This window comes from Geobacillus sp. TFV-3, assembly GCF_009901865.1.
GTDB classification, from domain to species: Bacteria; Bacillota; Bacilli; order Bacillales; family Anoxybacillaceae; genus Geobacillus; species Geobacillus thermoleovorans_A.
The window spans coordinates 717,017-737,823 of the sequence record NZ_MPSP01000001.1; the positions used below are offsets into that span (position 1 = coordinate 717,017).

17 protein-coding genes and 1 other annotated feature are annotated in these 20,807 nt (G+C 55.2%); of the genes, 11 read left to right on the forward strand and 6 right to left on the reverse strand.

The window, feature by feature from the left end; genetic code table 11:
• Window positions 1-11: 11 nt before the first annotated feature.
• From ytpR to ccpA, 8 genes are all read left to right on the forward strand, one after another.
• A complete protein-coding gene (gene ytpR, locus BJQ97_RS03645; protein ID WP_160155543.1) occupies window positions 12-617 on the forward strand; it encodes a YtpR family tRNA-binding protein in 606 nt (201 codons plus the stop codon).
• A 109-nt stretch (window positions 618-726) separates the two neighbouring features.
• On the forward strand, window positions 727-3,090 hold the full coding sequence (locus tag BJQ97_RS03650) for a DNA translocase FtsK (RefSeq protein WP_160155544.1): 2,364 nt from the start codon (window positions 727-729) through the stop codon (window positions 3,088-3,090).
• A gap of 136 nt (window positions 3,091-3,226) precedes the next feature.
• Window positions 3,227-4,531 (forward strand): UDP-N-acetylmuramate--L-alanine ligase, encoded by a 1,305-nt coding sequence (gene murC, locus BJQ97_RS03655; RefSeq protein WP_160155545.1) that lies wholly within the window; start codon window positions 3,227-3,229, stop codon window positions 4,529-4,531.
• Window positions 4,532-4,641: 110 nt separating this feature from the next.
• Window positions 4,642-5,085, forward strand: coding sequence for a DUF948 domain-containing protein (locus BJQ97_RS03660; protein WP_160155546.1), 444 nt, complete (start codon window positions 4,642-4,644; stop codon window positions 5,083-5,085).
• On the forward strand, window positions 5,072-5,467 hold the full coding sequence (locus BJQ97_RS03665; protein WP_160155547.1) for a YtxH domain-containing protein: 396 nt from the start codon (window positions 5,072-5,074) through the stop codon (window positions 5,465-5,467). Before BJQ97_RS03660 ends, BJQ97_RS03665 begins: the two co-directional genes overlap by 14 nt.
• Before the next feature lie 5 nt (window positions 5,468-5,472).
• On the forward strand, window positions 5,473-5,805 hold the full coding sequence (gene ytxJ, locus BJQ97_RS03670; RefSeq protein WP_160155548.1) for a bacillithiol system redox-active protein YtxJ: 333 nt from the start codon (window positions 5,473-5,475) through the stop codon (window positions 5,803-5,805).
• Window positions 5,806-6,016: 211 nt separating this feature from the next.
• The gene (locus BJQ97_RS03675; RefSeq protein ID WP_011232285.1) at window positions 6,017-7,099 is read left to right on the forward strand and encodes a bifunctional 3-deoxy-7-phosphoheptulonate synthase/chorismate mutase; all 1,083 of its coding nucleotides are present in this window, start codon (window positions 6,017-6,019) and stop codon (window positions 7,097-7,099) included.
• A 202-nt stretch (window positions 7,100-7,301) separates the two neighbouring features.
• Window positions 7,302-8,294 carry a catabolite control protein A gene (ccpA, locus tag BJQ97_RS03680; protein WP_160155549.1) on the forward strand — a complete coding sequence of 331 codons (993 nt, stop codon included), beginning with the start codon at window positions 7,302-7,304 and terminating at the stop codon, window positions 8,292-8,294.
• A 163-nt stretch (window positions 8,295-8,457) separates the two neighbouring features.
• Here ccpA and BJQ97_RS03685 read toward each other — a convergent pair whose 3' ends face one another.
• The 3 genes from BJQ97_RS03685 to BJQ97_RS03695 form a co-directional block, all read right to left on the reverse strand.
• Entirely contained in the window at window positions 8,458-9,627 is a 1,170-nt protein-coding gene (locus tag BJQ97_RS03685) for an acetoin utilization protein AcuC (protein ID WP_160155550.1), read from the reverse strand.
• Window positions 9,624-10,268 (reverse strand): acetoin utilization AcuB family protein, encoded by a 645-nt coding sequence (locus tag BJQ97_RS03690; RefSeq protein WP_160155551.1) that lies wholly within the window; start codon window positions 10,266-10,268, stop codon window positions 9,624-9,626. Before BJQ97_RS03690 ends, BJQ97_RS03685 begins: the two co-directional genes overlap by 4 nt.
• Window positions 10,269-10,360: 92 nt before the next feature.
• Window positions 10,361-10,993 carry a GNAT family N-acetyltransferase gene (locus BJQ97_RS03695; RefSeq protein ID WP_011232281.1) on the reverse strand — a complete coding sequence of 211 codons (633 nt, stop codon included), beginning with the start codon at window positions 10,991-10,993 and terminating at the stop codon, window positions 10,361-10,363.
• 176 nt (window positions 10,994-11,169) lie between these two features.
• Between BJQ97_RS03695 and acsA the strand changes: the two genes are divergently transcribed.
• Window positions 11,170-12,885 (forward strand): acetate--CoA ligase, encoded by a 1,716-nt coding sequence (gene acsA / locus BJQ97_RS03700; protein ID WP_160155552.1) that lies wholly within the window; start codon window positions 11,170-11,172, stop codon window positions 12,883-12,885.
• A 118-nt stretch (window positions 12,886-13,003) separates the two neighbouring features.
• Here acsA and BJQ97_RS03705 read toward each other — a convergent pair whose 3' ends face one another.
• Window positions 13,004-15,742: a transglycosylase domain-containing protein gene (locus BJQ97_RS03705; protein WP_160155553.1), complete on the reverse strand. Its 2,739-nt coding sequence runs from the start codon at window positions 15,740-15,742 to the stop codon at window positions 13,004-13,006.
• A 156-nt stretch (window positions 15,743-15,898) separates the two neighbouring features.
• Window positions 15,899-16,123 (forward strand) — a binding site (T-box leader).
• Window positions 16,124-16,173: 50 nt separating this feature from the next.
• On the opposite strand from BJQ97_RS03705, the gene tyrS reads away from it, so the two are divergent.
• Window positions 16,174-17,433, forward strand: coding sequence for a tyrosine--tRNA ligase (gene tyrS, locus BJQ97_RS03710; protein WP_160155554.1), 1,260 nt, complete (start codon window positions 16,174-16,176; stop codon window positions 17,431-17,433).
• Window positions 17,434-17,480: 47 nt separating this feature from the next.
• On the opposite strand, the gene rpsD is transcribed toward tyrS, so the two are convergent.
• A complete protein-coding gene (gene rpsD / locus BJQ97_RS03715; RefSeq protein WP_031407624.1) occupies window positions 17,481-18,083 on the reverse strand; it encodes a 30S ribosomal protein S4 in 603 nt (200 codons plus the stop codon).
• Between the two features lie 331 nt (window positions 18,084-18,414).
• Between rpsD and BJQ97_RS03720 the strand changes: the two genes are divergently transcribed.
• Window positions 18,415-20,250 carry a sensor domain-containing diguanylate cyclase gene (locus tag BJQ97_RS03720; protein ID WP_407066438.1) on the forward strand — a complete coding sequence of 612 codons (1,836 nt, stop codon included), beginning with the start codon at window positions 18,415-18,417 and terminating at the stop codon, window positions 20,248-20,250.
• A 54-nt stretch (window positions 20,251-20,304) separates the two neighbouring features.
• On the opposite strand, the gene BJQ97_RS03725 is transcribed toward BJQ97_RS03720, so the two are convergent.
• A complete protein-coding gene (locus BJQ97_RS03725; protein WP_160155555.1) occupies window positions 20,305-20,781 on the reverse strand; it encodes a GAF domain-containing protein in 477 nt (158 codons plus the stop codon).
• Window positions 20,782-20,807: the final 26 nt, after the last annotated feature.

Genomic DNA, 20,807 nt, shown 5'->3' on the forward strand with positions numbered 1-20,807 from the left:
GGAAGAGAGCGATGAACGTGTTTTACAACCGAGAAGGGGTCGGCGACGTGCTGCTCGTGTCGCTGAAACCAGCGGCGGATGAGGAACGGACGTTTGTCAGACAAGGCGATGTCGTCCGCATCATGTCCGAACGGACGGGCGAGACGGTCGGCTATAACATTTTTTCCGCGTCTTCGTACTATCCGTTTTCCGGCAGCGGTCCGCTCAAAGTGAATGAGGAGCTCGTCGGCGTCATCAACGACATCTTGGCGAAAAACAGTTTTGACGAACGAATCGAAGCGGACTTGTCGCCCAAGTTTGTCGTCGGATATGTGAAAGAGAAAACGAAGCATCCGAACGCCGATAAATTGAGCGTCTGCCAGGTGGATGTCGGCGATGAGGTGTTGCAAATCGTCTGCGGAGCGCCGAACGTCGCCGAAGGGCAAAAAGTCGTCGTCGCCAAAATCGGCGCCGTGATGCCAAACGGCCTCGTCATTCAAGAAAGCGAGCTGCGCGGCGTCCGGTCATCCGGCATGATTTGCTCGGCCCGCGAGCTTGGGCTGCCAAACGCCCCGCAGGAGAAAGGCATTTTGGTGCTGTCCGATGAGTATAAGGTCGGCCAGCCGTTCGTGTTTTGACGTTCCGACGGGCGGTGCAGATGGATTCCGCCTGTTTTTTTCGTCACTGGAACGACGCCAGTGGCGTTTTTTTCCGACAACGAAGGCAAAGAAAGAAGTGAAGTGATGGATGAAATTTTGGAAACGATGGCTTCGGTTTCTCACGAGCGAGGCGGAAGAGGAAGGGAACGAACAGCGAACGAATTCCCCACTGTCGACCGGCATGCCCGAACGCGGCGCGGGGAATGTCATTTACCAATATCCGCAAGGCCGCTTCCGCTTTCCGTTGATTCCGGATGACCAGCCGGGTGACAATCGGGAAAAGCCGAGGCGGACGAAAAGCGAGGAATCCGGGCCGCTGCCGAGTCAGCGTCCGTCGGCTGGCGTTTCAAGGGAAATGGCGGAAAAACGACCGTTCCGCCCGTCCGATGTGCCATCCCCAGTTTTTGGATATGATCGGAATCGGGGAAAACAGCGGCAACGAGCGGATGAAATGGAGCTCGCCGGTGCGGGGGGTGTGAAGAATCGAAGCGATGAGGCGGTTCGGGAAGAGGCCGTCCATTGTGAAGCGACATGGCGAGACGTGCGAGAAGACACGGAAAACGGGGCGGCTGAACCGCCAAAAGAAGAAGAGTCTTTGGCCAAGCGGACAGAGGCATGGAGCGAAGAAGATGATGACGCGAGTGGAGCGATGTCCGCGGCTGTTGTGGAGACGGAAGGAAAAGATGGGCTGGCGCCGGCGGCAGGGCAGGAAGAAAGGGATGCCGAGGCGGATGAAAAGAAAGGGCAGGAGTTGGATGAACGGGGCAACGAACGCGCGCCGCACGAGACAGACGGCGGCTTGGAGAGCGGAGGACGAGAGGCGTCGGCACAGATGAGGAATGGAGACGGAGAAAGCGTTGCTTCGACAGAACGGTGGGAGACGACTCCGGATCGCGAAATCCGTCACTCGGCGGCGCAGGCCGGCCGGGAGGAGGCTTCCCGCCGCGAACGAACGCGCATCCCGTATAATGTGATCATGTTCAAGCAAGATTGGCGCAAACTGGAAGAAAAAGCGGCGAATCGATCAAACGGCTGCGTGATGCCGCCATTGGCGCTTCTGGAACCGCCCGAGAAAGCGGCCGAACGCGATGAGCAGTGGCTTCGCGACCAATGCCAGCGTTTGGACCGAACGTTCGCGAGCTTCCATATCGGCGCCAAAGTCGTCGGGGCGACGCAAGGACCGACGGTGACGCGGTTTGAAGTGCAGCCGGATTTAGGAGTGAAAGTGAGCAAGATTACAAGCTTGATAGATGATATCAAACTCAGCCTGGCGGCGAAAGATATTCGCATGGAAGCGCCGATCCCGGGAAAACGGACGATCGGCATTGAAGTGCCGAACCGAACGAGCCGTCCAGTGCGCCTAAGGGAAATTTTAGAAAGCGAAGCGTTTCGCAAAAGCCCATCGCCGCTTACCGTGGCGCTAGGGCTTGACATCAGCGGAGCGCCGGTGGTGACCGACATCCGAAAAATGCCCCACGGGCTGATCGCTGGGGCGACCGGGTCGGGAAAAAGCGTCTGCATGAACGCGATGCTCGTCAGCATGTTGTATAAAGCAGCGCCGCACGAAGTGAAATGGCTGCTCATTGATCCAAAAATGGTCGAACTGGCGCCGTACAACGGGCTGCCGCATTTGCTCAGCCCGGTGATCACCGAGGCGAAGGCGGCGGCGGGGGCGCTCAAGTGGGCGGTCGGCGAAATGGAACGGCGGTATGAACAGTTTGTCCACGCTGGCGTGCGCGATATCGAAAAATATAACGATCATCTTCGTGCACACGGGAGCAGTGAACCGCCGCTGCCGTACATCGTCATCGTCATTGACGAGCTCGCCGACCTGATGATGGCCGCCCCGGCCGATGTCGAAGAATCGATTTGCCGGCTGGCGCAAAAGGCGCGGGCGTGCGGCATCCATTTATTGATCGCGACGCAGCGGCCGTCCGTCGATGTTCTCACCGGGTTGATCAAGGCGAACATTCCGACGCGCATCGCGTTTTCCGTCTCCTCCCAAGTCGATTCGCGCACCATTTTAGATGTGAATGGGGCTGAGCGGCTGCTTGGGCGCGGCGATATGCTGTTTTTGGAAAATGGTTCGGCCAAGCCGGTGCGGCTGCAAGGCTGCTTTATTTCCGATGAGGAAATCGAGCGGGTGGCAGCGCACGTGAAATCACGACAAGCTCCATCCTATTTGTTTGATCCAGACGATTTTCGGCAAACGGTCTCGATGGGCGGCGAGGATGACGAACTGTTCGAGGAGGCGTGCCGGTTTGTCATCGCCCAAGGAGGAGCGTCGACATCGAGCCTGCAGCGTCATTTCCGCATCGGCTACAATCGCGCCGCCCGGTTGATCGAGATGATGGAGGAGCGAGGGCTGATCTCGGAAGCGCGCGGCAGCAAACCGCGCGATGTGTTGATGAGCGAGGACGAGTGGGAGCGCTGGCGCGAGCAGAACAGCTGAGGGCGGTAGTGTTTTCCCTCCTCACGTGCTATAATGAGGAAATGAAATGGATGGTGCACTGCAATGAGAGAAATGGCAAAACGAGATGGATATCATATACTGTCTTACAGAGAGACGATGGTTGGAGGGCTTAACGATGACAGCTTACCATTTTGTAGGCATTAAAGGCACGGGGATGAGCGCGCTCGCGCAAGTGCTTCATGACCTTGGCTATACGGTGCAAGGGTCGGATGTAGAAAAATGGTTTTTCACGCAAAAGGCGCTTGAAGAGCGGGGAATCCCGGTGCTGCCTTTTTCGAAAGACAATATTCGCCCAGGTTATACGGTCATTGCTGGCAACGCATTTCCGGATACGCATGAGGAAATCGAGGCAGCCCGTCAGCTTGGTGTGCCTGTCATTCGTTACCATCGCTTTTTAGGCCAGCTGGCAGGCAAGTTTACGAGCATCGCGGTGACCGGTTCGCATGGAAAGACGACGACGACCGGGCTGCTTGCCCATGTGATGCAAGGAGCCCATCCAACGTCCTATTTGATCGGAGACGGCACGGGAAAAGGAGAGCCGGGGAGCAAATATTTTGTGTTTGAAGCGTGCGAATACCGACGGCACTTCCTTTCCTACTTTCCAGATTATGCGATCATGACAAATATTGACTTTGATCACCCGGATTATTTTGCCAATGTCGATGATGTATTTTCCGCTTTCCAGCAAATGGCGAATCAAGTGAAAAAAGCGATCGTCGCCTGCGGGGATGATCCGTATTTGCCGAACATTCAGGCGAAAGTGCCGATTTTGTTTTATGGATTCGGCGAAGAAAACGATTTTCAGGCGCGCAACATCGTCAAGACGACGGAAGGGATGGCGTTTGATGTGTTCGTGCGCAACACATTTTTTGCCTCGTTTTCCATTCCGCGCTTTGGCGCTCATAACGTGTTGAATGCTATGGCCGTCGTCGCCCTCTGCCACTATGAAGGGGTGGATGCGGGCACGATCGCCCAGCGGCTGCAAACATTCCAAGGCGTGAAGCGCCGCTTCAGCGAGAAAACGGTCGGGCGCCAAGTGCTCATCGATGATTACGCGCATCATCCACGCGAAATTACGGCGACATTGGAGGCGGCAAGGCAAAAATATCCAGGTCGCGAAGTAGTGGCGATTTTTCAGCCGCATACGTATACACGGACGCAGACGTTTTTGCGCGAGTTCGCTGAAAGTTTGCGGCAGGCGGACCATGTGTATTTGTGCGACATTTTCGGCTCGGCGCGTGAACATGAGGGGAAGCTGACGATCCGTGATTTGCAGGCGCAAATTCCGCGTTCCCAGCTGCTCGAGGAACAAAACGTAGCCGTGTTGAAGCAGCATCAAGACGCGGTGTTGGTGTTCATGGGTGCGGGCGACATTCAAAAGTTTCAGCAAGCGTACGAACGGGCTGTTCTTTCCGCCTGAAGGCCGACAGGGAACGGGCTGTGATGAAGATGGCCCGTTTTTACTGTTTCAATAGAACAAAAACAGGTTAAAGAATAGAAGACGCGTAGAGAAAAAGGGAGGGAGATCGGGTGGAATGGGTGTTGTATGTGAGCGTTGCCATTGTGGCGCTTTCCTTTTTATTATTGGTGATTTACATAGCCAAAACGCTCGTTGTCTTGCAAGAGACGCTCCGCCGCCTGTCGGAGGCCATTGGCCATACGGATGAACAAGTGCAACGATTATCCGGGGAGATTCAGCAACTTCTTCACACGGCCAATGGCATTGTACATGATGTGCAAAAAAAGGTAGAGGCGTTGACAGGAGTTGTGGAAGCGGTCGGTGAAACGGGAGACGCCGTGAGAACGATCAACAGGGCCATTCGTCAGACAGCGACCGCACTGCTTGGTGCGACGAATGTAGGAAAAACAAAGTGGAGAAAATGGTTTCATTGGGCCAATGTTTTTCGGGAAGGATGGGAAAAATGGAGAAGAAATCACTCTGCGAAGGAGGTTGTCGTCAATGGGAAAAAATAATGGGAGCTTTCTGCTTGGAGCGATGGTCGGCGGCATCGCCGGCGCGGCCGCGGCGTTGTTTTTGACGAGCGAAAAAGGGCGGAAATGGCTGGCCGAGTGGAGCAACGATGAAACGTGGGAGCCGGTGAAAACAACGGCTGTCGAATGGTTGGAAACGGCGAAAGAGAAAACGAAGGAAATCGCCGGCTTCATTCCGTTGAAATCTACGACGGCGCCAGCTGGCGGGGAAAACGATGGAGAGGAAGCCAAAGAGGCGACGATTTCGATTCCGCCATCCGCCGGGCCAGCCGACCGGGAAACGCTGCAAAAGCTGCTGGAGGAGGCGGAAGCGGCGCTTGATGATGCTGAGGAAACCATATCTCATCGGAAAGAAACGGAGTGAGGATGATGGGAATGGAGAAGCTGGAGACGATCGAACAGTTTGAGCGCGTCATGAAGGAAACGGAACGTTTTTTGTTCGTCAAGCATAGCCTCACCTGCCCGATCAGCCGAGCGGCGTTTGGCGAATGCGAGAAATTCGCCGCAGACCATCCGGAGCTGGCGGTGTATTGCCTGTACGTCCAAGAGGCGCGGCCGCTCTCCACCTATATCGCCGAAACGACCGGGGTGAAACACGAGTCGCCGCAAGTGCTGCTGTTTGAAAACGGCCGCGTCGTCTGGCACGCGTCCCATTGGAGCATTACGTACGAGGCGCTCGAAACGCATGCGGTTGTTGCTTGATCATCCGCCCGCAGCCGCGGGCGTTTTCTCATCCATTATCGCTTTATCGCTTAAAAGCGTTTAATCAAAAAAGCAAATTTTTCGTGACAACGATAGCTCCATCGATTATAATAAACACTAATTAAACGACTTCGCTCTCCAAGACGGGGGAGACGCTTGCCGGCAAGCGGCGAAAACAATGCACCACACTTGGCGAAAGGATGAGAAAAGCATGAGCAATGAGAGATTAGATGAACTGCGGGCGCGAGTCGATGAGATCAACTTGCAGCTGTTGAAACTGATCAATGAACGGGGACGGCTCGTTCAGGAGATCGGAAAAATTAAAGAAGCGCAAGGGACGCACCGCTACGACCCGGTGCGCGAGAGGAAAATGTTGGATCTCATTTCCGAGCATAACGACGGACCGTTTGAAACGTCGACGCTGCAGCATATTTTCAAGGAAATTTTCAAGGCCGCGCTTGAATTGCAGGAAGATGACCACCGGAAGGCGCTCCTTGTTTCGCGGAAAAAGCATCCGGAAAACACGATTGTCGAAGTGAAAGGCGAGCGAATCGGCGACGGCAACCAATATTTCGTCATGGGCCCGTGCGCGGTGGAAAGCTATGAACAAGTCGCTGCGGTGGCGGAGGCCGTGAAAAAACAGGGGATCAAGCTGCTGCGCGGCGGCGCCTACAAACCGCGCACGTCGCCGTACGATTTCCAAGGGCTCGGCGTGGAAGGACTGAAAATTTTGAAACGGATCGCCGATGAGTTTGATTTGGCGGTCATCAGTGAAATCGTCACGCCGGCGGACATTGAAATCGCCTTGGACTATATTGACGTCATCCAAATCGGTGCGCGCAACATGCAAAACTTTGAGCTGCTCAAGGCAGCCGGCCAAGTGAACAAGCCGATTTTGCTGAAGCGCGGCTTGGCGGCGACGATTGAAGAATTCATCAATGCCGCTGAGTACATTATGTCGCAAGGAAACGGGCAGATCATTTTATGCGAGCGCGGCATCCGCACGTACGAGCGGGCGACGCGCAACACGCTCGACATTTCCGCCGTGCCGATCTTAAAGAAAGAGACGCACTTGCCAGTGTTCGTCGATGTCACCCACTCAACAGGGCGGCGCGATCTGCTCATCCCGTGCGCCAAAGCGGCCTTGGCGATCGGCGCCGACGGCGTCATGGCCGAAGTGCATCCGGATCCGGCCGTCGCCTTGTCCGATTCCGCCCAGCAAATGGACATCGCCCAATTCAACGAGTTTATGGAAGAAGTGCGCGCGTTCCAACGTCAGTTTGTTCAGGCTTAAGACGATCCCCTCGGTTGTTGCCCGAGGGGATTTTTTGATGAGCTGGCGAGTGTTGGGGCAAACTACCCGTGAACGGTTTGTGAACAAACCGGCAAAATGGTTGCGATTTCGTTGCGAGTTGGCGATAATGTATCATATGATAGTTGTACATACATTCGGAATTTGACTGGTGATTGGATCGAGCGAAAAGGAGTGAAACAAAATGACGGTAACGATTTATGATGTGGCGCGGGAGGCGAACGTCTCGATGGCGACCGTCTCGCGCGTTGTCAACGGCAACCCGAACGTCAAACCGTCGACGAGAAAAAAAGTACTTGAGGCCATCGAACGGCTCGGCTACCGCCCGAACGCCGTGGCGCGGGGGCTCGCCAGCAAAAAAACGACGACGGTCGGGGTGATCATTCCGGACATCTCAAGCATTTTCTTCGCCGAACTCGCGCGCGGCATTGAAGACATCGCTACGATGTACAAGTACAACATCATTTTGAGCAACTCCGACCAAAACAAAGAAAAAGAATTGCATTTGCTCAATACGATGCTCGCCAAGCAGGTGGACGGCCTGTTGTTTATGGGCGGGACGATCACCGAGGAACACGTCGCTGAATTTCAAAAGTCGTCGGTGCCGATCGTGCTTGCGGCCACAACCGGGCCGGAGGAGATTCCATCGGTCAACATCGACTATGAGCAGGCGGCGTTTGAAGCCGTGACGTATTTGCTGGAAAAAGGAAACCGCCGCATTGTCTATGTGACTGGTCCGACTGACGACCCGATCAACCAGCGGAAACTCGCCGGGTACCGCCGCGCGCTTGAGGAACACGGCGCGCCGTATGAAGAAGAACTCGTCATTGAGGGCGACAACTCGTACGACTCTGGTTTGGAAGCGTACGAGAAAATCGCCGAGCTCGCTGCGCGGCCGACGGCGGTGTTTGCCGGGACGGACGAAATGGCGCTCGGCATCATCCATAGCGCTCAAGACCACGGGGTGCGCGTGCCGGATGAGTTGGAAGTCGTTGGCTTTGACAACACAAGGCTGGCGACGATGGTGCGGCCGCGGCTGACCACTGTCGTGCAGCCAATGTATGACATCGGCGCGGTGGCGATGCGGCTCTTGACCAAGTATATGAACAAAGAACAAGTGGACAACCATATCGTCGTCTTGCCGCATCGGCTGGAGGTGCGCGAGTCGACGAAATGAAAAAAGCTGGCCTCAACATGGGGCCAGCTTCTTGCTTGCTTTGCTCCATTTCTTTTTTGACGGCTGCAATCGCCCTGCAGTCGGCCCATTTTTCAATGAAAACGGAAGTGGACTAGGAAAACAGGGTGTAGAAATCCACTGTTTTCTGTAAATGGAGAAAAAATCAAGTCCCCGCCCGGCGTTGGCTGCGAATGAAATACAACGCCTTTTCCACCGTCTGCGCGTTTTTTTCGCTGATTTCCGCCTTGCGCGGGATCGGGGGATACAAGTTGTCTGGGTCGTCCCATTCGAGCGGCAAGGCGACCGGTGAAAGCGGTTGCCATCGTTGTCGCCACTCATCCGGCAGCGGGCCGGACACATCGGCTTGTCCCGTCATCTCGAGCCAAAGGAGCGCCCACGCCCGCGGCACGACGCGCCAGATGTCATATCCGCCGCCGCCGACGGCGATCCAGCGTCCGTTGCAATATTCATGCGCGATTTCGTGCGCGAGCTTCGGAATGGCGCGGTACGTTTTCATCGTCACCGACAAATGGGTGAGCGGGTCGTAATAGTGGGCGTCGACGCCGTTTTGCGTCACGATGACGTCCGGGCGGAAAAAGTCGGCGATCTCTCGGAGCGCGGTCGTATAGGCGGCGATCCATGATTCGTCTTCCGTGAACGCATCAACGGGAATGTTGAACGAATAGCCGTAGCCCGCGCCTAAGCCGCGCTCGTTGACGTTTCCCGTACCAGGAAACAAATAGCGCCCCGTTTCATGAATGGAAAACGTGCAGACGTTCGGATCGTCGTAGAACGCCCATTGCACCCCGTCGCCGTGGTGGGCGTCCGTGTCGACGTACAACACGCGCAGTCCGTATTTCTCCCGGATGTATTGAATGGCGACCGCGCTGTCATTGTAGACGCAAAAGCCGGATGCCTTGCCGCGGAAGCCGTGGTGCAGACCGCCGCCCAAGTTGAGCGCATGCTCGGCTGCTCCGGAAAGAACCGCGTCGACGGCGGTGAGCGTGCTGCCGACCAAAAGAGCGCTTGCTTCATGCATGTTCGGAAACACCGGCGTGTCTTCGGTGCCAAGGCCGTAGTTTTGCGCCGCCGCTTCGGACAGCTCGCCGTGCCCGGCCGCTTTCACCGCCTCGATGTAGGAGCGGTCGTGAATGAGCGCCAGCTCGTCATCGGTCGCCATGCGCGGGGCGACGATATGGCGGTCTTCCAGCGCGCCGATCGTGCAGAGCAAGTCATACGTCAGCTTCACCCGGAGCTGGTTGAACGGATGGGCGTCATGAAATTTGTACTGAAGAAATTGCTCGCTATAGACGAATGCGCAGTTTCGGCTCATGACGTAACCCCCGGCAAGTTCGGCCATAGCACGCGATAGCCGGCGTTTTGCAAATCGCGGATCAACGGAAGCGGATTCATCGTCTGCACGCGGAAGACTAAAATTTTATAATTCGGATCTGGGTCCGGATACAAAAGGACGCTGGCGATGTTCACATGGCGCTCACTGATGATGGCCGCCGCTTTGCTTAACATGCCGGCCTCGTTCGGCACTTTGATTTCGATTTGCGACCCTGGCTGGTGAACGCCGGTCAGCTCAATGAAGGTGCGGAGCAAATCGGTTTGCGTGATGATGCCGACGAGCTTCCCATGGTTGACGATCGGCAGGCAGCCGATTCGGTGCTCGTAAAAGAGCGCCGCCACCTCCTCGACAAAATCGAGCGGATGGCCAACGATGACGTCCGTTTTCATCACGTCCCCGACTGGTTTCTCCAAGTCTTCCCACTGTTCGTGAAGGCGGAAAATGGAGGGGCTTGCTTCGCGCAAATCTTGGTTTGTCACGAGCCCCACAAGGCGTCCTTCCTCGTCCACGACCGGCAGATGGCGGATGCGGTGCTGTCTTAGCAGCTGCAGCGCTTCGGCGATCGTATTCGTGGGACGGAGCGTCACCACTGGCGATTTCATCACTTGTTCGACAAGCATCGTTCTCCTCTCCCCTTTGTGCGTGGCATTTCATTTGCGCCGCCCGCAATCGGCAAGGCGGGCGCAAATGCCCGGACAGCCGAGAATTTCCGTTAGTACATATAGCGGTTCATAAACCGAAGCCGGTCGAACCGTTGAATCGATTCGGCGTCGACCCGTTTGCCGATGCGGACCATCAAGCAGTTCGCCGGATGCGAGCAAATTTCCGGGTCATCGGTCGCATACCAGACGAGCCCCCCGGCGTTCATCATTTTTTCCATCACTTTTCGGTACTCCCATACGTTCAGCCCAGTGCCTTTGAGATCCCAATGCCAGTAATATTCGGTTGTGATGATGATGTAGTCTTCCATAGCGTCGTCCATCATCGAGACGATCAACAAATTTTTTCCGACGCCAAACCCGCGAAACTCGGGAATGACTTCAATGGCGCCAAGCTCAAGCAAATTTTCCATGTTCCCTTCCGACCAACGCTCAAGCGGATCGGGATACAAAAACGTCACATACCCGACGATCACTTCGCCGCGGCGGGCGATGATGATCCGCCCTTCCGGCAGCTTGGCGATTTCGATCAACGCTTTGTGCTGTTTGGCAGGCGGGCGGAAGGAAGTGAGATCATGGTGGAATTCGTAGCTGGCCAACGCTTCCGGCGTCACCGGCCCTTCGATGAGAAGCGTTCCTTTCGGGGTTTTCAGCTCTTTGGCGTTATACGTTTTTTTATGTTCCATTCGGCCACCACCTGAAATTGGTCGTTCTGTTTCCATTATACATAAAAACGGCGCCGCTGGCGCGGTTCAAAAAAATTTCAAAAAAGCGGGGGCGAGGAATATTTTAAAAATTGAGAAATAGTTTTCAATCAACTATAATTAGAAATGAAATCACTTACATAAGGGGGATTAGGAGAATGAACACAGAACGGCTTCCTGTTATACAAGGGGACTACAATTTGAAAAACTACGAAGAAACATATAAACAGTTTCAATGGTCGGAAGTGGAGAAAGAGTTTTCCTGGCATGAAACGGGCCGAGTCAACATGGCGTATGAGGCGATCGACCGCCATGCTGAGTCGTTCCGTAAAAATAAAGTGGCGCTTTATTACCGCGACGCGGCGCGGAACGAGAAATATACGTTCAAAGAAATGAAAGAGATGTCCAATAAGGTGGCGAACGTCTTAAAACAGGCGGCGGACATTCAGAAAGGCGACCGCGTGTTTGTGTTCATGCCGCGCTCTCCGGAACTGTACTTTGCGGTGCTTGGAATCATTAAAACCGGCGCCATCGTCGGACCGCTGTTTGAGGCGTTCATGGAAGGAGCGGTGCGCGACCGCCTTGAAGACAGCGGGGCGAAAGCGATCGTGACGACGCCGGAACTGCTGCCGCGCGTGCCGGTCGGCGACTTGCCGGAGCTGAAGTACGTCTTTTTGGTCGGCGACGGCATTGTCGAGGAAGGGCCGTACATCGACTTGAAAAAGCGGATGAATGAGGCAAGCAAGCGCTTCGACATCGAATGGGTCGACCGCCAAGACGGCCTGATTTTGCATTATACGTCCGGTTCGACCGGCAAGCCGAAAGGCGTCCTGCACGTCCATAACGCCATGATTCAGCACTATCAAACGGCGAAATGGGTGCTTGACTTAAAAGAGGATGACATCTACTGGTGCACGGCCGACCCGGGGTGGGTGACCGGGACGTCGTACGGCATTTTCGGCCCGTGGCTGTGCGGGGCGTCAAGCGTCATTGTCGGCGGCCGCTTCAGCCCGGACGCTTGGTATCAAACGATCCAAGATTTTGGCGTCACCGTCTGGTACAGCGCGCCGACGGCGTTCCGCATGTTGATGGGCGCAGGCGATGAAGTGGTGAAAAAATATGATTTAAGCTCTCTACGCCACATTTTGAGCGTCGGCGAGCCGCTCAATCCTGAAGTCATCCGCTGGGGGATGAAAGTGTTCGGCCGCCGCATCCATGATACGTGGTGGATGACGGAAACAGGCGGGCATCTCATTTGCAACTACCCGTGCATGGAAATCAAGCCGGGATCGATGGGGAAACCGATTCCAGGCGTCGAGGCGGCGATCATCGACGACCGAGGAAACGTCCTGCCGCCGTACCGGATGGGCAACTTGGCCATCAAAAAAGGCTGGCCGTCGATGATGAAAACGATTTGGAACAACCCACAAAAATATGAATCATACTTTATCGGCGACTGGTACGTATCCGGCGATTCGGCCTACATGGATGAAGACGGCTACTTCTGGTTCCAAGGCCGTGTTGACGACGTCATCAACACATCCGGCGAGCGCGTCGGGCCGTTTGAAGTCGAAAGCAAGCTCGTCGAGCATCCGGCCGTTGCTGAAGCCGGCGTCATCGGCAAGCCGGATCCGGTGCGCGGAGAAATCATCAAAGCGTTCATCGCGCTCCGCGAAGGGTACGAGCCGTCCGAGGAACTGAAAGAAGACATCCGCCAATTTGTGAAAAAAGGGCTCGCTGCTCATGCAGCGCCGCGTGAGATCGAGTTCCGCGACAAACTGCCGAAAACGCGGAGCGGGAAAATTATGCGCCGCGTCTTGAAAGCATGGGAGCTCAACTTGCCGACCGGCGATTTGTCGACGATGGAAGACTAAAAACAATCCTAGGCGTCCGGAACGCTCTTGTTCCGGGCGCTTTTGCTTATTGCTGGCTAAAACGTCGGGCTCTTGGCAAAAAAAAACGATCCGGGTCGTTTCCCCAGACCGTTTTTAATCATTCACTGCTAGACGGAGAGGAAGAGGGCGGACCGCCATTCTCTTTGTTATCTGAGCCGGCAGGCGGCAGTGAAACGAGGTTCGATGGTGCTGATTCCTGTCCGGCGATGTCTACAGCGGTGACGCAGTACGCGACGCCCGGCTGCAGCGGCGAAAACGAGGCCGCCTCGTCCGCTTTTACAACGGCGACGAGGCGCCGTTGTCCCGTTTTGCTCACTTGATAGATGCGGTAGCCGATGACATCCGGCTCGTTACGGCGATTCCAGACGAGCTTGCCGCCTGCACGCCGAGCGGCGGGTGGAGCCGGAGGACGGCCGTTTTCCTTTAATGGGGAGACGAGCGATGCATCGCCCGCCTGCCCCTCGCCGTTGATCCCCCAATCGGCGAGAAGCTTCGGATTCACGATCACTTCGCGAGTGACAAACTCTTCCGGCGTCGTCTCGAGCGCCGCATAGCGGCGTCCGTCGATGATGACGAGCCGGCTTTCGATCAAATCGCCCTCGCTTCCCGTCCGCGGCGCAAACTTCGTATTGTACAAATCGTAGCGGACGAGCCCGGCTTTTTCGCACGCCGCCGATGGGATGAAGCCGCTGGCGGCGCAGTAAGGGCGGCGGACGATGCCGCCCGGCATGAGAAACCGCTTTGACGGCGCGATGAGCTTCGGATTTTGGTCATAAGCCGCGTTCATCAGCTGCGCCCATAACAGCTGGGTGCGCCGGCTGTAGGAAAGTCCTTTGTAGCGCGATTCAAGCGGCGCCGGCCGGTCATAGCCGATCCAAACGCCGAACGTGACGTTCGGATTGACGGCGACAAACCACGAATCGCGCTTGTCTTGCGATGTCCCCGTTTTGCCGGCCCAGTCCGCGGAAAATTTCAAGTAGCGCGGCACCGACGAGGCTGTTCCGCCGCGAAGCACGTCGCGCATCATATCGATCATCAAGTACGACGTTTGCGGAGAAAACACCGGGACGGGCTTGCTTTGATGTTCATAAACGATTTTTCCGTTCTTGTCAACAATCTTTTCAATCATGTAGGCGTCTACAAACGAGCCGTAATTGGCGAACGTCGCATAGGCGTTGACGTTTTCCTCAACCGTGACGCCAATGTGCGTCCCGCCGATCGCCAAAGCCGGATTTGCTTCTTCTTGTTTGGCGACGCTCGTGATTCCCATTTTATGCAAATAGTCGATCGGATGGCGGGATCGGATTCTCATATACGTCCGAACGGCCGGAATGTTGAACGATTGCTGCAAGGCATAGCGCGCGGTCACAAGCCCGTGCGTTTTCCCGTCCGCGTTTTTCGGCGCATACGAACCGATCGAAAGCGGCAAGTCCGGAATGATTGTCGCCGGTTGGATGACGCCCATCTCCATGGCGGGCGCGTACACCAAGAGCGGTTTCATCGTTGACCCGTTGGACCGGTGCGATTGGGTGGCGTGGTTCAACTGCTCGCGCTTGTAGTCGCGGCCGCCGACGAAGCTGATGATTTTTCCCGTTTTGTTTTCGATGAGCATCGCCCCGACTTCGACCGGTTGGCGATGGGCGATCATGTCTCCTGTTTTCTTGTCTTTGGTGTAATACACATTATCGCTTCCATAATACGGATAGCGGGCGGCGATGCGCTGCATTTGTTCATAAATCTTTTTGTCGATCGTCGTATAAATCCGATATCCGCCTTGGCGCAGCGCTTTTTCCGCCTCGCCCAGGTAGCGGCGGGAACGAGCGGGGTCGCGTTTCACCTCTTCCGGCTTATAGCCGTCGCGCTTGGCGAACTCTTCGGCGAGCGCGTCTTTCGCCCGCCGCTCAATCTCCATCGTCAAAAACGGATATTGTTCAAACGGCGACGGCTTCGGGGCGGCAAAATGCTTCGCCACATCATAGGAAAGCGCTTCCTTATACTGTCCTTCAGAAATATAGCCGGCCCGTTTCATCCGGTAAAGCACCGTTTTCATCCGCTTCAAGCCCGCCGAGATGTCCGGTTTGACGCTGCCGTCAGCGGCAAACGGGGTGTAGACGAACGGGTTTTGCGGCAGTCCGGCCAAAAACGCCGCTTGAGCGAGATTCAACTCTTTGGCGTTGACGCCAAAGACGCCTTGGGCCGCGGCTTGGATGCCGGCGACGTTGCGCCCCGATGAGCTGCGGCCGAACGGAACGACGTTTAAATACGCCTCTAAAATGTCCGTTTTGGAAAAAAATTTCTCCAGACGAAGCGCAAGCAGCATCTCTTTCGCCTTCCGTTCAAATGACGCTTCGTTCGTCAATATCTGGTTTTTGACGAGCTGCTGCGTAAGCGTGCTCCCGCCGCTTTTGACCGGCGAGTTGGTCAGCTCTTGAAACACGGCGCGGATGATCGCCTTCGGAACGACGCCGTGATGTTCATAAAAATGTTCGTCTTCCGTCGCGATGATCGCCTGCACGACGTATGGCGACACCTCGGAAAGAGGCACCGCCTCGCGGTCGAGATCGGAGCGGAATCGGCCTAAATACACCCCGTTGGCAAAGTACATATGGCTCGTTTCGCCGTAACTGTAAATCTCCTTTTTCATCTCGTCAGGCGAGGGAACGGGCATATCTTTGACCAAAAAGGCAAAATAGCCGGCGCCGGCGCCGATGGCAAAGCAAGCAAGGCAGAGTGCGGCGATGAGCAAAATCAAAATGACGTTCCAAACCACATCGTATGTAAGAGAAAAATAATGCCACGCTTTTTCAAGAGAAACGGAAAGTTGGTTTCGCTTCATGCCAGCCCCCCTATGCGGCAAGTCATTATGTATAAGTATACCATAGGAAGGGGAGACTTTGTGGAATTTTGCCGATTTTTCGCTGTTTGTGCGAAAGGCGTTAAGGTTGACAGCGAGTGCATCGCTATGGTAATAAGAATGTATATCTTTACATATGAGAAAGCGATGATGGGAACAAGTAGCGGCTGTCTCCCTGGTGCAGAGAGCTGGCGGACGGTGCGAGCCAGTCCACAGGCAGGCGTGAATTACCTCCCTGAGCAGCGATGGCGAACGGTTTTGGCGCCTAGTAGCCATCCGCCGGCTGACGCCGTTACCGAAATGAGTGAGAAAGCACCATGCTTTCTAAGTAGGGTGGTACCGCGACGAACACTCGCCCCTTCATCACGGGCGGGTGTTTTCTTTTTCATGACATTCATAGAGAGGTGAAGGACATGGATTTGCTTGCGGAATTGCAATGGCGCGGGCTCGTCAACCAAACGACGGATGAAGACGGGTTGCGCAAGCTGTTGAATGAGGAGCGGGTGACGCTCTACTGCGGCTTTGACCCGACGGCGGACAGTTTGCATATCGGCAACTTGGCTGCCATTTTGACGCTGCGCCGCTTCCAGCAGGCCGGGCATCGCCCGATCGCTTTAGTCGGCGGAGCGACGGGGTTGATCGGTGACCCGAGCGGGAAAAAAAGCGAGCGCACGCTCAATGCCAAAGAAACCGTCGAGGCATGGAGCGCGCGTATTCAAGAGCAGCTCTCCCGCTTTTTGGATTTTGAAGCGGACCCAAACCCGGCAAAAATCGCCAACAACTACGACTGGATCGGGCCGCTTGATGTCATTGCGTTTTTGCGCGACGTCGGCAAGCATTTCAGCGTCAACTACATGCTGGCGAAAGAGTCGGTGCAATCGCGCATCGAAACGGGTATTTCGTTCACCGAGTTCAGCTATATGATGCTGCAGGCGTACGATTTTCTCCGCCTGTATGAGACGGAAGGATGCCGCCTGCAAATTGGCGGGAGCGACCAATGGGGCAACATCACGGCCGGGCTTGAGCTCATTCGCAAAACGAAAGGCGAGGCGCGGGCGTTTGGCTTGACGATCCCGCTTGTGACGAAAGCGGACGGCACGAAATTCGGGAAAACGGAAAGCGGCACGATTTGGCTCGATAAAGAGAAAACGTCACCGTACGAGTTTTACCAGTTTTGGATCAACACCGATGACCGCGATGTGATCCGTTACTTGAAGTACTTTACGTTCCTTTCGAAAGAGGAAATCGAAGCGCTTGAACAAGAGCTTCGTGAGGCCCCAGAGAAGCGGGCGGCCCAAAAGGCGCTTGCCGAGGAAGTGACAAAGCTCGTGCACGGTGAAGAGGCGCTCAAGCAGGCGATCCGCATCTCGGAAGCGCTCTTTAGCGGCGACATCGCCAATTTGACCGCGGCGGAAATTGAGCAAGGGTTCAAAGATGTGCCGTCATTCGTTCATAAAGGAGGCGACGTTCCGCTTGTCGAACTGCTCGTTTCTGCCGGCATTTCGCCATCGAAGCGGCAAGCTCGCGAAGACATCCAAAACGGCGCCATTTACGTCAACGGCGAGCGCATCCAAGACGTCGGCGCCGTCCTAACCGCCGAACACCGTTTGGAAGGGCGGTTTACCGTCATCCGCCGTGGGAAGAAAAAGTATTATTTGATTCGCTATGCCTAAGAAAAAAAGATCCGAAATGCCGATGCATTTCGGATCTTTTTTGCGCCTTAACGCGAGTAGAACTCAACGATGAGCGCTTCGTTGATTTCCGCTGGGAGTTCGGAACGCTCCGGCAAGCGGGTGTACGTCCCTTCCATTTTTTCCGGATTGAACGTCAAGTAATCCGGAATGTAGTTGTTCGCTTCGAGCGCTTCTTTAATCACTTGCAAGTTGCGCGATTTTTCGCGGACGGCGATCGTTTGTCCCGGTTTGACGCGGTACGACGGGATGTTGACGCGGTTGCCGTCGACCAAAATGTGGCCGTGCGTCACGAGCTGGCGGGCTTGACGGCGCGTGCGGGCCAACCCTAAGCGATAGACGAGGTTGTCCAGGCGCGACTCCAACAAAATCATGAAGTTTTCGCCGTGTTTGCCCGGCATTTTGCCTGCTTCTTCAAACGTTTTGCGGAATTGGCGCTCGTTTACGCCGTACATATGGCGCAACTTTTGCTTTTCTTGCAGCTGCAAGCCATATTCCGACAATTTCCGACGCTGCCCCGGACCGTGTTGGCCAGGTGGATACGGACGTTTTTGCAATTCTTTCCCCGTGCCGCTCAACGAGATGCCAAGGCGGCGAGAAATTTTCCACATTGGTCCAGTATAACGAGCCATTCGTTGCTCCTCCTTATGCTTTTATTCGTAAAATAAAAGCAGATGTGCGCCAACAATTACGGCCATTTTGTTTTCATGCATCCTCGCTCTCGCAGCTAAGAGTTACACGATGCACCTCGGCGGGCCGAGGAACAAAATGAACCATAAAGGTGGGCACAAAGGCTGCTATATTTTACACAAAGGCTATTATATGATTTTTAGAGGATAAAGTCAACATTTTGTTTCCTTTCTTCTCTATCTGTATGATATAATAAAAGATGCAATTTTTAAAAAAAATTGTCATCCTATTCTCTCGTTTGGAATGATGATGCCGGTTTGGGTGGAAAAGGCGATGAACAAGGAAGAAATGAAGCGGTATGAATCGTTTAAACAAAAATTTTTCCACTGGTTTTTGGCGTTTCAGGACGATGGGCCGTTTTCGGCGGCGGCGGGCGAGCTGCTCGCGCTGCTGAAAGAAGAGCTGGCGCTCGAGCAAGCCGTTTTTTATTTGTATGACCCGGTGCGCGCTGCCTTTTATCCGGAAGCGGCTGCGGTTGGGGCGCCCGGCGCTGGGCCGATCGCAGCTGATGGAGAGCGGAAAGTCGCTGTCGTCGATGCCGGTGGGCCGCATATGGCGGCCCGGCTCTTTTTCATGCTTTCCGATGAGGCGCCGGCGATGGTCGAGCTGATGTATCGAAAAGACGGTGGTTTTGACGAGCGGTTGTTGTGGGAGATCCGGGAGGATTTGGCGCGATTGTTTCGGAAACTTAGCGCGGTGCTGCAAGGAGCGGGCGAAGAGAAACGGTATGGGCAGCTGCATCGCTTCGCCGCAAAAATTCATTCATCGATGCATATCGATGATGTGCTTGAAGAAATTATCCGCACGCTACAAAACGTCTACCCGTCGTTTACATACTATCTTCTGTTATCGCACGATAACCACCTGCGCGGGAATTTGCCGATTAAAGCGCTGATGTTGGATGAGGGGGAAAGGCAAACGGCGGCGCTGCGGGCGTTTTTGACCGGGCAGGTGCAATGCGAGGAAATGGAGGCGCCGCCGCGCTCGGTGCTGTACGCGCCGATCAAAGGTGGGCAGGCGGTGTATGGGGTGATTGAAATTATCGCCCCATACGCTGCACCATTTCCGAAACGGGAGATTCATTTTATTTCGCTGCTGGCGAGCACGGCTGGAAGCGCGCTTGAGAACGCCAAGTTGTATGAACAGTCGCGCCGGCTTGTCGCCGATTTGCAGCTGATCAACGACACGATGCGCCAATTGAACGCCCGGCCGCGGCTTCATGAAGCCATTGAGTGCATGGTGTCGCAAATTCAGCAATCGTTCGGCGCGGAAGAAGTCGGTTTTTTCTTGTTTGCCGACGGGAAGCGGGAGCTTTTGCCAGGCAGCACGCCGTTTTTTTTCGATCATCGGTCCGAGCCCTATATCGAATGGGTGGAAAAGCGGCGCCAAAGCGGAAATGACATTTTATTTGCCGGCGATGTAGGCGTGTCCGCTTTCGGTCCGTTTCGCTCCATCATGGCGGCGCCGATGCAGCAAAACAAAGAAACAAAGGGACTGTGCATTGCGCTCGCCAGCGAGCCGTACCGATTTACGTTTGAGATGTTTAAGCTCTTGGAATCGCTCGTTCAACATTCAACGCTGGCGTTTATGAACGCGATGCTGCGCGAAGAGCTCGAGAAGATGGTGGTCACCGATTATTTGACAAAGCTGCATACGCGCCGCTATTTGGATGAGCGGATCCAAACATCCATGGGGTCCGATGCGTCGGGAGCGTTCATTTTGCTTGACATTGATAACTTTAAGCAAATCAACGATGTGTATGGCCATCAAACAGGCGATGAAGTGCTCGTTCAAGTGGCAGAGACGATGCGCGCCAACATTCGCGACGGCGATGTGGCGGCGCGCTGGGGCGGGGAAGAGCTGGCGGTGTATTTGCCGAACGTGCCGCTGTCCGACGCCGTTGCCGTCGCCCGCCGCATCATGGAAAAAGTGCGGGAACAAACGATCCCGGCGGTGACCGTGTCGTGCGGCATATCATGGTGGGGGCATGCCGGCTTTCAAGATGCAGAGCAGCTGTTCAAACGGGCCGACGCCGCGCTTTATATGGCGAAGGAGGCAGGGAAAAACTGCATTTTTGTGCATGATGACTGTCATGTGTATAAGGTGTAAAAAAGAGGAATCCGGGCGAGCGGATTCCTTCTTCACGCTTGGTGCGCTTTTTCGTCAGGCGGACATGAGCACGCTGGCAAACTGCTCCAAGCAGCGGCGGTCGATGTCATCGAAGCGGTTTTTCACCGGGCTGTCGATGTCCAGAACGCCGATGACGCGGCCGTCTTTGATGAGCGGCACGACGATTTCCGATTGAGACGCCGCATCGCAGGCGATATGGCCCGGAAATTGGTGAACGTCCGGAACGACCACCGTCCGCCGTTCGGCGGCCGCCGTGCCGCACACCCCCTTGCCGAACGGAATGCGTACGCATGCCGGCAAGCCTTGGAACGGGCCAAGCACAAGCTCCTCGCCGTCTGCGAGATAAAACCCGACCCAATTGATGTCGGACAAGAATTGATTGAGCAAGGCCGCTGCGTTCGCCAAGTTGGCGATGAAGTTGGGTTCCCCGGAAATGAGCGATTTCAGCTGTTCGATGACGAGCGCGTAATTTTCTTCGCGTGTTCCGTTGTAAGCGGTCCGATGGAACATGAAACAATCCTCCTGTTTCTTTTTTT

Coding starts and splice junctions, on each gene's coding strand:
- acsA (WP_160155552.1), top strand. CDS start 11,170: ATGAACACAGAACGGCTTCCTGTTATACAAGGGGACTACAATTTGAAA.
- BJQ97_RS03690 (WP_160155551.1), bottom strand. CDS start 10,268: ATGCTTGTCGAACAAGTGATGAAATCGCCAGTGGTGACGCTCCGTCCC.
- BJQ97_RS03675 (WP_011232285.1), top strand. CDS start 6,017: ATGAGCAATGAGAGATTAGATGAACTGCGGGCGCGAGTCGATGAGATC.
- BJQ97_RS03725 (WP_160155555.1), bottom strand. CDS start 20,781: ATGTTCCATCGGACCGCTTACAACGGAACACGCGAAGAAAATTACGCG.
- ytpR (WP_160155543.1), top strand. CDS start 12: ATGAACGTGTTTTACAACCGAGAAGGGGTCGGCGACGTGCTGCTCGTG.
- rpsD (WP_031407624.1), bottom strand. CDS start 18,083: ATGGCTCGTTATACTGGACCAATGTGGAAAATTTCTCGCCGCCTTGGC.
- murC (WP_160155545.1), top strand. CDS start 3,227: ATGACAGCTTACCATTTTGTAGGCATTAAAGGCACGGGGATGAGCGCG.
- BJQ97_RS03665 (WP_160155547.1), top strand. CDS start 5,072: ATGGGAAAAAATAATGGGAGCTTTCTGCTTGGAGCGATGGTCGGCGGC.
- BJQ97_RS03650 (WP_160155544.1), top strand. CDS start 727: ATGAAATTTTGGAAACGATGGCTTCGGTTTCTCACGAGCGAGGCGGAA.
- BJQ97_RS03685 (WP_160155550.1), bottom strand. CDS start 9,627: ATGAGCCGAAACTGCGCATTCGTCTATAGCGAGCAATTTCTTCAGTAC.
- BJQ97_RS03705 (WP_160155553.1), bottom strand. CDS start 15,742: ATGAAGCGAAACCAACTTTCCGTTTCTCTTGAAAAAGCGTGGCATTAT.
- BJQ97_RS03695 (WP_011232281.1), bottom strand. CDS start 10,993: ATGGAACATAAAAAAACGTATAACGCCAAAGAGCTGAAAACCCCGAAA.
- ytxJ (WP_160155548.1), top strand. CDS start 5,473: ATGGGAATGGAGAAGCTGGAGACGATCGAACAGTTTGAGCGCGTCATG.
- ccpA (WP_160155549.1), top strand. CDS start 7,302: ATGACGGTAACGATTTATGATGTGGCGCGGGAGGCGAACGTCTCGATG.
- tyrS (WP_160155554.1), top strand. CDS start 16,174: ATGGATTTGCTTGCGGAATTGCAATGGCGCGGGCTCGTCAACCAAACG.
- BJQ97_RS03720 (WP_407066438.1), top strand. CDS start 18,415: ATGAACAAGGAAGAAATGAAGCGGTATGAATCGTTTAAACAAAAATTT.